Origin of the sequence: Lysinibacillus macroides (genome assembly GCF_001281525.1) — a bacterium.
GTDB classification, from domain to species: domain Bacteria; phylum Bacillota; class Bacilli; order Bacillales_A; family Planococcaceae; genus Lysinibacillus; species Lysinibacillus macroides.
Genome location: NZ_LGCI01000002.1, coordinates 362,419 through 375,690 on the forward strand (window position 1 = coordinate 362,419; position 13,272 = coordinate 375,690).

The 13,272-nt window shown below is 34.9% G+C and carries 12 protein-coding genes; 3 read left to right on the forward strand and 9 right to left on the reverse strand.

Annotated elements, in window-relative coordinates:
- Positions 1 to 42: 42 nt before the first annotated feature.
- The 3 genes from ADM90_RS01865 to ADM90_RS01875 form a co-directional block, all read right to left on the reverse strand.
- Positions 43 to 1,437: an L-cystine transporter gene (locus ADM90_RS01865; protein WP_053993374.1), complete on the reverse strand. Its 1,395-nt coding sequence runs from the start codon at positions 1,435 to 1,437 to the stop codon at positions 43 to 45.
- A gap of 409 nt (positions 1,438 to 1,846) precedes the next feature.
- On the reverse strand, positions 1,847 to 2,803 hold the full coding sequence (locus ADM90_RS01870; RefSeq protein ID WP_053993375.1) for a GGDEF domain-containing protein: 957 nt from the start codon (positions 2,801 to 2,803) through the stop codon (positions 1,847 to 1,849).
- Positions 2,781 to 3,662, reverse strand: a complete 882-nt coding sequence (locus ADM90_RS01875; RefSeq protein ID WP_053993376.1) for an EAL domain-containing protein — start codon at positions 3,660 to 3,662, stop codon at positions 2,781 to 2,783. The genes ADM90_RS01870 and ADM90_RS01875 overlap by 23 nt, the downstream gene beginning before the upstream one ends.
- A gap of 236 nt (positions 3,663 to 3,898) precedes the next feature.
- Here ADM90_RS01875 and ADM90_RS01880 point away from each other — a divergent pair, with 236 nt between their 5' ends.
- On the forward strand, positions 3,899 to 5,062 hold the full coding sequence (locus tag ADM90_RS01880) for a PucR family transcriptional regulator (protein ID WP_235473251.1): 1,164 nt from the start codon (positions 3,899 to 3,901) through the stop codon (positions 5,060 to 5,062).
- A gap of 104 nt (positions 5,063 to 5,166) precedes the next feature.
- Positions 5,167 to 6,048 (forward strand): DMT family transporter, encoded by an 882-nt coding sequence (locus tag ADM90_RS01885; protein ID WP_053993377.1) that lies wholly within the window; start codon positions 5,167 to 5,169, stop codon positions 6,046 to 6,048.
- Between the two features lie 109 nt (positions 6,049 to 6,157).
- Here ADM90_RS01885 and ADM90_RS01890 read toward each other — a convergent pair whose 3' ends face one another.
- The 4 genes from ADM90_RS01890 to ADM90_RS01905 form a co-directional block, all read right to left on the reverse strand.
- Positions 6,158 to 6,880, reverse strand: a complete 723-nt coding sequence (locus ADM90_RS01890; RefSeq protein WP_053993378.1) for an amino acid ABC transporter ATP-binding protein — start codon at positions 6,878 to 6,880, stop codon at positions 6,158 to 6,160.
- On the reverse strand, positions 6,867 to 7,535 hold the full coding sequence (locus ADM90_RS01895; RefSeq protein ID WP_235473254.1) for an amino acid ABC transporter permease: 669 nt from the start codon (positions 7,533 to 7,535) through the stop codon (positions 6,867 to 6,869). The genes ADM90_RS01890 and ADM90_RS01895 overlap by 14 nt, the downstream gene beginning before the upstream one ends.
- Before the next feature lie 163 nt (positions 7,536 to 7,698).
- Entirely contained in the window at positions 7,699 to 8,532 is an 834-nt protein-coding gene (locus tag ADM90_RS01900) for a basic amino acid ABC transporter substrate-binding protein (protein WP_053993379.1), read from the reverse strand.
- Between the two features lie 1,088 nt (positions 8,533 to 9,620).
- A complete protein-coding gene (locus tag ADM90_RS01905) occupies positions 9,621 to 10,190 on the reverse strand; it encodes a YitT family protein (protein WP_053993380.1) in 570 nt (189 codons plus the stop codon).
- A gap of 156 nt (positions 10,191 to 10,346) precedes the next feature.
- Here ADM90_RS01905 and ADM90_RS01910 point away from each other — a divergent pair, with 156 nt between their 5' ends.
- Complete coding sequence (locus ADM90_RS01910) at positions 10,347 to 11,621, forward strand: DUF2252 domain-containing protein (protein ID WP_053993381.1); 1,275 nt, start codon at positions 10,347 to 10,349, stop codon at positions 11,619 to 11,621.
- 72 nt (positions 11,622 to 11,693) lie between these two features.
- On the opposite strand, the gene ADM90_RS01915 is transcribed toward ADM90_RS01910, so the two are convergent.
- Positions 11,694 to 12,215 (reverse strand): DUF2179 domain-containing protein, encoded by a 522-nt coding sequence (locus tag ADM90_RS01915; RefSeq protein ID WP_053993423.1) that lies wholly within the window; start codon positions 12,213 to 12,215, stop codon positions 11,694 to 11,696.
- Positions 12,216 to 12,810: 595 nt separating this feature from the next.
- Positions 12,811 to 13,101, reverse strand: coding sequence for a hypothetical protein (locus ADM90_RS01920; protein WP_053993382.1), 291 nt, complete (start codon positions 13,099 to 13,101; stop codon positions 12,811 to 12,813).
- Positions 13,102 to 13,272: the final 171 nt, after the last annotated feature.

Here is a 13,272-nt window from a genome sequence, read left to right on the forward strand (position 1 = left end):
AAAGTTCTACCATTCAAACTTTGAAAGAGGCTTCTTTTTATGTTATAGGTCTGTTACTTGTGCACCTAATTCTTTATTATTATACATCGTTGTATCCAATTCTTTTGTTACACGTGCTGTTGTTACACCTGCAGTCATTGAACCACTGACATTTAAAGCTGTACGTCCCATATCAATTAAAGGCTCAACAGAGATTAATACACCCGCAAGCGCCACTGGTAAATCAAGCGCTGATAATACTAAAATTGCTGCAAATGTTGCACCACCACCAACACCTGCTACACCAAATGAGCTGATGGCTACTACTGCAATAACCGTAATAAGAAATACAGGGTCAAGTGGATTAATGCCAACCGTTGGCGCAATCATAATCGCTAACATGGCAGGATAGACGCCTGCACAGCCGTTTTGACCAATTGATAAGCCAAAGGAAGCCGAGAAGTTTGCGATACCTTCAGATACCCCAAGACGTCCTGTTTGCGTTTGAATATTCATTGGTAATGTGCCCGCACTTGAACGTGATGTAAAGGCAAATAACAATGTTTCCGCAGATTTTTTTACATACGTTATTGGATTTAAACCGCTTAATGTCAAAATTAATAAATGTACAAGGAATACAATAATTAATGCTACATAAGACGCTATAACAAATTTACCTAAGTTATAAATCGCACTAAAGTCAGATGTCGCTACTGTACGAGCCATAATCGCTAAAATACCATATGGTGTTAAACGTAAAATAATTGTTACAACGCCCATAACAAGCGCATAAATCGCATCCAAGCCTTTTTTAATAGTAGCTGCTGTCGCCTCATCCTTACGTGAAACACGTAAATAAGCAAATCCTAGAAACGCTGAGAAAATAACAACCGCTATTGTAGATGTAGAACGTGCACCCGTTAAATCTAAGAATGGGTTTGCTGGGAATAGCTCAATAATCTGTGTTGGTAAATCTGGCGCTGCTAAGCCTGTTGCTCTTTCCTCAATATATTGCCCACGCTCAGTTTCTGCATCACCCTGCAAAATTTGCGTTGCATCTAAATCAAATACAGTTGCTGAAAAAATACCTACGGCTGCTGAGATAGCCGTTGTACCAATTAAAATCGCTAAAATAAGTGCCGCCATTTTCCCAAAGTTCTTGCCAATCTTCATTTTTGTAAAGGCAATTAAAATGGAGATAAATACTAACGGCATTGCCACCATTTGTAGCAATTTTACATAACCTGTACCGATAATATTGTACCAAGATGTTGTTTTCGCTAACACCTCTGAATCAATACCATAGATAAAATGAAGCCCAAGACCAAGTACAATCCCTAAGCCTAGACCTGCAAAAACACGATTTGAAAATTTAACGTGTTTTTTGTTCATCACATATAAAATTCCAACGAACACCAGCAATACTGCTACGTTCACGATAATTTGTAAATTTGACAATGAAATGCCTCCTAAGATGTTTTAATATAATGTATTCGAATTATATACCTATAATACCTATAATTCAAGTAAGTTTTATTGAGATTAATAAATTTTTGCGCTAAACATAGCCTCTTCCTTTTAATTATGCCCTGAAAATAGCCCTCGAAAACTTCGTTCAGATGGCTTTTTCGATCGTATAAATATTTTAGTCGTTCACACTACAATTGGTGACAAATAATAAACTGCCCCTAGATTGTTGGCTTTTAACAATCTAGGAGCAGTTTTATAGCTACATTTTAATTTCATTTCTAATCATAGCCGCCAATTATTCAAAGATACCATCATTATAGAATGTTCACTGTTAGGCTTTCCCGCGCCTTGGCTAATCAAAGCATGCTATATCGTCTGAAGAGTTTATCTTGTAAAACTATTTTACCGTTTGTAATGAGGCAGGCTTTTTATTAATCAGGTAACAGCTACCTGCAATTTTTTTACATTCTTTTTTTAGATGAGCTATGGCATTAGATAATTGCTCTACAAAGTCAAAATGCTGGCATTCATTTGTAATCACAGCAATAGATAAGGAGGTGCATGTTAAAGGTTGTAGTTCCCCCACTCTATTCGCCACCTGCACATATGTTAAATCCTCTAAATGATAAAAGCTTAAAATATTAGCATCAAAATCAGCGATAATTTTTTGACAAATGTCTTCTATCTGATAATGTGGAAGAATCGCCACAAAATCATCACCGCCAATATGCCCTAAAAAATCCTCCATACCACATATATGCCTTTTTAAAATATCTGTTAAATACAATAAAATTTTATCACCCTTATTAAAGCCGTACGTGTCATTATAGGATTTAAAATGATCTAAATCGAAATATATTAAACTGTATTGTGGTCGCTGTAATGCTTCCTCTAGCTTTTCATCAATTAATTTATTTCCTGGAAGACTGCTTAACGGATTCAAAAAACTTGCGATAGTTACCTGTATCTCTACTAGCTTTAATAGTAATTCTCGAATACTAACCATTCCATTGTATAAGCCATTTTTTGTAACGATAATATCATCATACAAATCCTCTGGTGGTCTGGACATTGCGAGCGTACTGACCTCTGTAATAAGTCTATTGCAGTCTACTATTAACGAATCTTCCTTCACAACAAGTCGATTTTGCCGCTCCATAAACAAATTGTAGCCATAGCGAGTACCTATTTTTTGATAGAAATGTGTACGTGTAATATGTCCAATCGGTTTTTCATCCCGAACGACAACGACACTACGCAACGTAGGATCACTTGTAAAAAGTTTATCTACTTCTTTATTTTTCACAAACTCGCTAATATATGGACCTTTTTCAATGACTTCCCCTATCTTCATAGTCACCCATCCTTATTCTCCCTAATCGTATTTCCTCTGCGGGCTTTCCTATCGCATAACCTTGGGCATAGTGAATACCTATACGAGACAAATATTCAAGTTCTTCGTGTCGTTCAATTCCTTCAGCGATAATTTTAGTATTCGCCTGTTCCGCATATTCCATCAACAAACTAACAAGCTGTTGTTGTTCCCTATTTTTATCAATAAATTGAATTAATGAACGATCCAACTTAATGAATTCTGGTTTTAAATAGATAAGCGTTTTTAAACTATTATAGCCTGAGCCTACATCATCTACGGCAATACGATAGCCTTGCGAGCGGTAATGGGATAACACACGTTCAAATTCCACAAAATCCACTACAGCACTACGCTCCGTTAATTCAAAGACTACCTGCTGAGGTTTAATACCAAGCTCTTTTAATAATTGTAGAGTCTCTCCACTATGATATTTTTTATCGATTAATACATTCGGATGAATATTGAGAAACACTAAAAAGCTTCTGTCCTTCCACTTTTCAGATAACCGCTCCTTAAAGCGTTGTAAGGAAAGATTTCTACAAAAGCATTCAAATAAAAATACGCAATCTGTTTGTCCCACAAACTCATAAAATTGATCGACACTCGTAAATAATTTTGAAGATACAGGGCGATTTAATGCTTCAAACCCTATCGTTTGCTGCGATTGTAAATCTACAATAGGCTGAAAGTATGTCTGTAGATCATGACGTTGGATAATTTGCTTTAATGCTTTTAAGCGCTTGATATATAATGCATTATGTCGATATTTTCCATATAAATATTTCAATAGGGAAACTATAGTGCTAGTTTTTAGCCTATATCCTACAGCAGACTCCATTGGTGCACCTCTTCAAATAGTTATTATGCTTCATTGTACGCCTTTATTGTAAAGAGACTGTGAATCATATGTAAAAAAGAAAGCAACAGTAGTCATTTCCAACATACTTACTTCATGATTCCCCATTCAACAAGTAGATGTCTCCTTTCGTACAGTCTACGATACAAATGGTTTTTTATCAGCAAGTTCATTTATAATAGAAAAATAGTAGCTTATTATAGGAAAGGCCTGATCGAATGATGAATGTAGAAAACTTTTTACAGCTACCCATTACCAAAAATTTCACTGTTGTTGCTGGTCACAACGGCTTACATAGAACTGTTCAAAATGTAGAGATTTTAGACTTTGAATTCTCACCAGATATTCACCCTGCTCGAGAAACGGCTTTTTCACCCAATAGTGTTGTGTTAAGCAGTTTATTATTTGCTAAGCAACAGCCTGACTATTTATTGAATGCTGTTAAAAGTCTGATTGAGCTTGGTGCTAGTGCCCTAGCATATAAGCCTGTTATTTTCCGAAGTTTACCGGATGAGGTGCTGATATATGCTGATAAGGAAAATTTTCCGATATTAAAATTTGGTGGAGATGAGTTTTTTGAGAAGATTATTTTAGAAACAATGGCCTATGCAAACACACAGGATTATTCGTTCTTTTTAGAAACTATTTTGCGAAGACTTATTGAAGAGGATATGACACAGGAGCAACTAAAATCCTTTTTACAGCAAATGAACAAGCCCTTTGAAAAATATGTATTTGTCGTTAATTTGCGAGCAAAGGACTCCTTTCAATCGAATTGGAAACAAAGCCTTATGGCATTAGAGCCGCTCTTAAAAACAGGTCTTATCTGCTCCTATGGAGAGAGCCTTTTTATTATCATGACTCATTCATCTCAGCAGTTTCAATTCGAAAAAGTGTTACATGAATGGCTTGCCTTATACGCTTTACCTATTGAGCTATATACCATTGGCTATAGCAATAGCTACGATAGCCAAACAGGATTTCCATTCGCCCTACGAGAAGCTTTTGCTGCAAGCATTTTTGCCGAGATAGATTTAATGCCAAGCTATCATTATAGCCATCTTGCATCAGATTGTTTATTCATTGAGCTCTATCGGAAAGAGCCAGCATTTGCAATGGACTATGTTACGAAATTTTTAGCCCCACTCCTTGATGATAAAGCAGACCCAGATTTAATAGAAACCGCCATCACCTATATTATTAAAAAAGGAAATATCAAAGAAGTAGCCGTAGCGCACTTTTGCCATCCCAATACAATTCGCTATCGCTTGGCAAAAATACGACAACTCGTTGGATGCATAGATAATGATTATGTTTTTTATGAACGTCTTGCTGCAGCCATTAAATTGTACTTATTACATCATAAATTAACCGGTGCATAATCACTTTGGAATAAGTACAAAAAACGCCTGGATATTTAGAAATAGAATCAAATTATTTTCTTCTTTCTTATGCTATTCTATTGAAGTCAGGAGGAAGGAGAGAAATGAAAACTTACATAGCTGATGGCATGCTGCTCATTACGGCAATCGTTTGGGGGAGCGGATTTGTCGTGACAGCCATTGCCTTAGAATATTTAACGGCCTATCAATTGATGGCCGCTCGCTTTACTTTAGCAACGCTGATTTTAATTTTATTATTTGGGAAAAGATTAAGAAAAGCTTCAAAATCGGTTATTTGGAAAGGTGCAATATTAGGTGCAATTTTATATACAGCATTCGCTCTACAAACCGTTGGGCTCGAATATACAACACCATCAAAAAATGCTTTTTTAACTGCTGTGAATGTTATTATTGTGCCGCTCATTGCACTTGCGGTGTACAAACGCCGTATCGATGGCTACGAAATTATCGGTGCTTTTATGGCGATTTTCGGAATCGGGCTTTTATCGCTTGAAGGTTCATTGACAATGAATATAGGTGACCTTTTATCATTGGCCTGCGCTGTTGGCTTTGCCTTTGATATTTTCTATACAAACCTTTTTGTCAAAAAAGAGGACCCTATTACTTTAACAATTATTCAATTTATGTCTGCTTCCATTATAGGTATTATCATTGTTATGGGACAGGGAGGTATGCCAACAAGCTTAGAGAAAGAAGGCATGTTATCCATTGTATATTTAGCCATTTTCTCAACAGTTATAGCTTATCTATGTCAAAATATAGCTTATAAGTATACATCAGCTACAAAAGGAGCTATTATTTTATCTACTGAATCATTCTTCGGTATGGTATTTTCAGTTATCTTTTTACATGAAATTTTAACAGGTCGCATGATGGCAGGTGCAGTGCTTATTTTACTAGCGATTATTATCGCAGAGGTTAAACCAGCCTATCCGAAAAAGCAGCTACTTGATCGAAATATTTAAAGGGACTTAGCAAATTTTTCTCTTTTTGAATATAAATTGATAAGAAAACCTTTTGCAATACTAAAAAGACTAGAAATAGAATATAGCATTTCTAGTCTTTCTTTACTATTTATAACACTTTTGCTAAAAAGTCCTGTGTACGTTTCTCTTGTGGATTATTAAATATTTCAGCTGGTGTACCTTCTTCCACCAAGTAACCACCATCCATAAATAAAATACGATCTCCCACTTCACGTGCAAAGCCCATTTCATGCGTAACAATGACCATTGTCATTCCTTCATGCGCCAGAGCACCCATTACGTTTAAGACTTCTCCAACCATTTCTGGATCTAATGCTGATGTTGGTTCATCAAATAGCATGACTTTTGGTTTCATCGCTAAAGATCTAGCAATAGCAACACGTTGCTGCTGCCCGCCCGATAGTTGATGTGGGTAGGCATGTTCTTTATCTGGTAATCCTACTTTTTTTAATAATTCTCTCGCTAAACTTTCACTTTCTTCTTTACTTTTTTTCAGCACTTGAATAGGTCCAATTGTAATATTCCCTAACACTGTTAAGTGCTCAAATAAATTAAATTGCTGAAAACACATACCCACATGCTGTCTTAATTGTGGAATATTTGTTTTTGGGTTCGTTAACTCCATCCCCACAATATCAATTTTTCCTTTTGTTGCCTTTTCTAATCCATTTAGGCATCTTAAAAAAGTACTCTTTCCACTTCCAGAAGGTCCGATGACTACTACCACTTCTTGAGGTTTAATATGTGCGTTTATGCCTTTTAAAACTTCAATATCTCCATATGATTTATATAAATCTTCAACGTGTATCAAGTCGCATCTTCCTTTCTAAATAACCAGCAAATTGGGATATAGAAAAAATAAGTATAAAATAAATAATCCCTATTGTTATCCAAATTGCGAAAGGTTCGAATGTTGTGGAAATAATAATTTGCCCTCGGTAAACTAAATCAATAATACCGATTGGTGCTAATAAAGACGTATCTTTAATGGCTTGCGCTGATTGATTCACTAACGGTGGAATCATTCGTTTAAAAGCTTGAGGTAAAATAATGAAACGCATTGTTTGAAACTCCGTCATCCCAATACTTTCAGAAGCTTCTCTTTGTCCTTTATTAACACTTAAAATCCCAGCACGAATAATTTCAGAAATATATGCTCCTTGATGCAATGCCAACGTTAATGTAGCCGCTATTATAGGATATGACCTTTGCCCAAACCATTCATTTAAAGGCAAAACACCCGCTAAACCAAAAACAATGAAAAATAATTGAACTAATAATGGCGTTGAACGGAAAATTTCTACATAAATTGATGCAATCCCTTTTAAAAAGGAAGATTGTGATAATTTCATAATCGCGGCAATTAAACCAATAATAATTGCTAATACAATGGAAGCGATTGAATAATAAATTGTATATTTAAGACCTTCTAAAATCATTGGCATATTTTCTAATACTACATCCAAGCTATCTCCCCCATTTCAACACTATCAATATTACAAAAGAGACGTAATATACCCCTTTTTAGCAATATTTAAAATCAGTAACATTGCTATGGGTTTTACCTTGATTCAGCAAAAATATTTGTACGGTTGCACAAAAAATATTGCTGAATCAAGATAAATCATGTTATTCAGCTTTAACTGCTACTTCCTCAGGCTTTACAACATCTTCAATGAAACCGTTCTTTTCTCCGTTTAAATACTCATCAAATAACTTCTCGTATTCCCCATTTTTTTGAAGCTTTTCTAAGCCGCCATTAATCTTTTCTAATAGCTCTGTTTTTGATTTATTGATAGCGATACCATAATATTCACCAGCTAAAATATCCCCTACAATTTCTGCATCTGTTTCTTGTGTAGTAATATAGTTAATGTTTGATGGATTGTCATATAAAATCGCATCGATACCACCATTGTCTAATGCACTATATGTTGTACTAATATCAGCATATTGCTTAATATCCTGGTCTTTGATGCCATTTTGAGTTAAATAGTTGTAGGATGAAGTCCCTTTTTGAATCCCTACCAGTTTACCTTTTAAATCGTCAAAACCTTTAATGCCTGAATCAGGCTTTGTTAAAATAGATAAACCAGACTTATAATAGGCATTTGAAAAATTCACGCTTTCTAGTCGCTTGTCTGTAATACTTAATGCACCTACTACTACGTCTAACTGACCTGCTTTTAAAGCTGGTACAAGACCATCAAATTGCATGCTAGAAAGCTCTACTTCAAAACCTTCTTCTTCACCAATTTTTTTAATGAGGGCAATATCAAAACCTACTAATTCCCCTTTTTCTTCAGATTCAAAGGGTGGATAAGTAGGGCTAGTTCCCACCTGGACTACTAATTTTTCAGAACCTCCACCTTCTGTCTTGTCAGAGCCTGATTTATCTGCCCCACAAGCAGCTAAAACAGCCACTAATAGTGTAGTTAAAAATAATAGCATTACCTTCTTCATAAACATCCTCCTCGTTAACAAATCTATGCGGTCAATACAGAATTCCTAAAATATTCAGACATTTAAACCCCTCACAGCGTACAGCTTTTTTCAATATGTTTTAACGTCTGGCTCTTGACGACACATATAGTTTTACCAATAGTATGAATTAGACTATCGAACCTTTTACTATATCTAAATTTTGAAAAATGAGTGTTGTTGTCTGTAAAGCTAGTATAGCACATATCAGAAACTGGCTGTGGGTAAATCTATACCGCTTCCAATGCCCAACTACACCCTGCTCAGGTCGTTTATTAGAAAATTCTGTTAATACAATAGATTGTATTATATGAAACTCGTATTCATTCCCTTCTAGTTGTTTCAAATAATCTACCTAGTACTGTTAAGCCTTGTTCTAGCATTTCTAAATCACCTATCGTATAGCCAATTCTGAATGATTGTGGTACTTCCAATCAATCCCTGTAGCAAAGGACAACACCTTCTTTTTCATACAAATTTCTACATAGCTCCTCGCTCGAAATATCAAAATCATATTTAATCAATACCCTAGTACCAGACTGTTATATTAACATGATAAATGAGGCCGGCTTTCTAGCCACTGATCAATGACTTGCTTCTCTTCGTACACAATTTTTCGCCCTCTTTCTAAAATCTTTTCAGAATGCTCAAAGGCAATTGCTGTAATGAACTCATCAAATACACCATCACAGATTGTGTCATAAGATCTTCTATTTTCCAATCAATCATATGTTTCTTTATCCTTTGTTACAATCGTTCTAGCTACTTAGAAAACTTTAGATGTACTGCACGTAGCAACTCCTTTAATAGATGGCATCTATTGCTCATCTATATTTCATCACATAGAACATAATCATCCACAATAGGGCTAGCTTAGATCTTCATCACAATGTTGAACATTATAAGCAGTTTTCCATTGCTATTAAAATTTATTTATATATAGCTAAGCAAGAAAGATTCAATAATTATTTGAATACTATTTCTCATAAACAATAGGATCCATGATGATCCACCAAAGCTTATAAAATAAAGGCTACTATTCAGAGGGGGTGCTCTCTGAATAGTAGCCTTTATTCCGTCACTGTCATAACACTAATAATAAGTCCTCCAACAAGCACCGTAACAATAGATAGGAGCAGTGTATGTGAAGACAATACGATACCACCTACCAAAATAATAATAGCATCCATACAAAAAATCAGTAGCCCCACATTCATACCTGTTTTATCACATATAAATTGAGCAATTAAATCTGTTCCACCAGTGCTTGTCTGAAATCGAAGCATCAAGCCAATGCCAAAGCCTACAAGAATTCCTCCAAATATAGCACTATAAAGAGCATCTATTTGTACAATATTCCTTACTGGCTTTAGGAAATCAATAATAAAGGATGAAGTAATTAGGCCATGCACGCTATTATAAAAATAGGTTCTATATTTAAACCAAGCTATAATAAAAATTGGCATACTAATGATAATAATCATTAAGCCAATTTTAAGATTATACAAATAATGTAAAATCAGTGCTAGCCCAACAACTCCTCCATCTAAAATTTCATAGGGTGTTAAAAACAAGTGAATACCTAATGATAAAGAAATACTTCCTATTATAATGACAAGACTTTTGGTCAAAAAATACATATAGCCCCCCTCTACAACTAAGCCTGTCTTATAGTATGAAATCAGATTATTGAACATGTTATAAAATAGCATAAGATACATAGACATTTTTATGATGATTTCGAAACTTATTGACGTATCCTTCGTATATACATAAAAACAAAGGGAGATGATTCAATGGGACATGCTTTATTAGAACAGGTTAAACAAACAAGAGTACATTTAAGGGAAGAACTGTTAGCAACGATTTTTGAAGAATTTGATGGTCAACGTATGGGATTAACAAAGGCTCAACGCTTAGAAAAGTATCGAAAAATGCTGGAAAGTCCATTTCGTTTTTTCCGTGGCAGTGCGTATCTATTTTATTTTGATGTGACAAAAATTTCGTCCCTTTTCCACACACCTGATCTAAAACCAACTTGGATTCAGGGTGATATGCATATGGACAATTTTGGTGCTTTTCAAAATGAGACAGGCAATATCGTTTTTGATGTAAATGATTTTGATGAGGGCTATGTCGGCTCCTATTTATACGATCTTACACGTATGAGTGTTAGCATTGCACTTTATTTAGAGGAACAAGGTTTACATAATACAGCCCAAGAAACGGCTATCCAGCATTTTCTGAGTAGCTATCTTCAGCAGCTCAAACGTTTTCAGCGTAAACAGGATGATCCATTGACAATGCTATTTACAAAGGATACTACCAAGGGGCCTATTAAAAAGATGTTAAAAAAGCTGGAAAAACGGCAAGGTACTCAATTCGTTCAAGACATTACACAGATGAATGAGGATGGCAAGCATGTTTTTCGATGGGATGAGGAAATACAGCCTGTTTCACCAGAGGAATATCAAGCGATTTCAAATGTCTTAACCAACTATACCATTAAGGATATCGCCATTAAATACGGCTCTGGCACAGCTTCTATAGGTTTAAAACGCTATTATATTTTAGTAGAGGGTGATATTGTCCTAGAAATGAAGGAGGTTCGTACAGCTATTCCAGCCTACTTCCTCCCCTATCGAGAGGAATTTTGGAATGCCTATAATCATCAGGGCGCACGCGTGGTGGGCACACAAAAGGCCATGCACCATTTAGAGGACCCACACCTCGCCTATGTAACAGTAGATGGGCAAGAATTTTATATTCGTGAGCGTTCACCATTTAAGAAAAAGGTGAAGCCAAAAAACTATAAAAGCTTAGAGGATTACTATACAACAACTGCAATTATGGGACAAATTGCCGCAAAAATTCATGCAAGAGCTGATATCGACTACTCACATGTGTTTGACTATCATAGTGAGGATGAAATCTTAAAAGCTATTGGCAAAAATCATTATCTTTTTATAGAGCATATTATATTACAAGCGATGCACTACAAAAACACCGTCTATACAGACTTTGAATTATTTAAAAACTGGGTTGAAGAGAGAATGACCCCACCTAGCTAATCAAAAAGTTAAAAAGCGCAAAAAATCAATTTTCAATAGTTGAAATTTTGCGCTTTTCTAATATAGAATTTTTTACTTTTGTCTTGCCTTCATGCGAGCGACTAAAAAACCACCTTTAAATGATTTAGGCTCATAGGAGATAATAAAAGCAGTAGGCTCAAATTGCTCTACGATTTGAAAGAGCTCAGCCTCACGATTTCTTTTAGTGAGGATTTCATATTTATAGCGATTACTATCTCTTCCCTCACCAACATAGATGGTTACAGCAAATCCTTCATTACGTAAAAATTTTACAAGCTCTTCATTTTTACTTTGCGTATTAATGGTTGCATAAACATAGCCGATTGCTAGCTTACGCTCAATTTTAGCCCCTAAAAATATACCTAAGCCAAAGCCAAATGCATAGACAACCATGGCAAATATACTTTGTTTTCCACTAAAGACAAGTGAAAGGCCAAATACATACACCAACATCTCCACCATACCAAATATAGCAGCAAGGAAGGTAATATTCTTTACCAAAAATATTGTGCGTAGTGTTAAAAAGGGTACATAAACTAGCTGAAGAATTAAAATTAAAATTATACTTTGCATTGGCATAAGACCTTTCTAAAAGTAATAATCGTTTCAGTGTATATTTGCTTCAATGATTTTATTCTATCCCCTTGTTACTGAGCATTAAAACACTAAATCCTTATTTCCTCTATCAATAGTACAATTTTAGTGTCTCTATTTATTTAACATCCTCCCCCTTATCTTTCTTATCGCATATATTTCTATATACACTGAGACAATACCTTTATTTTTAGTTAGTTTCACAGCATTATATTTAGAATTTTCTACGTAAAAATACCACCACCTTAGTTATTAGGAGATGGTATAATTTTTTCTTTCAACTTCCCCATATATCGGGTCTTTTTATTTAGAAGCCTCAGCAACTCCATGTTTAAAAGTATAGTGAACGAATAGTAACATGGTTATTTCCGTTCTACTAAAATAAACGAGCTTTCACTTTAAGACTTACTTTGATAGTTTTAGCTCCACAGCCTTCCCTTATGCTACACCATGTTTGAAGGCCTTAGCTCAAGCAATCTCTTTCAGCGTCTCACATAGTTACTAAAACCCTTTTATTATATTAACATAATTAAAATCGTATCTGCTTATTTAGAACTTTTCATTCTTAATCGCTTTATGGTATTTTACACGCAAAGCTATATCCACCAATTTTTTGAGCTGCCATTGCATCAGTTGTTCCATCTAAACCAGCATTATCTCTCGAATCAATTTCTGGGTTACCCCTCTGAGCAAAACATTTATTCATACAATTCATTTTTTCTTTATGTGTAAGATATCGTTCCCAGAAAAAATATCCAACAATAGAACCAAGGCCAATTCCTGCAAGCCATGCGACTACACCATATGTTGAAGGTTCCCCTTCTTCATCTTCTTTGTAGTTTACATCATCATCATAATTTTTCATATCTATTCCTAATTCTAAAAATTTAGTATTAACCTCTTCAGAAGTTAATGTTTCTAAATATAGGTATGAATTTATTTCCCTATTTGTAAAATTATACTTTTATTAGGCATTTTCATCATTAAACTCTAATTTTTTATGTTAAAATTATACGATATTAGTTCTGTTAGAGCT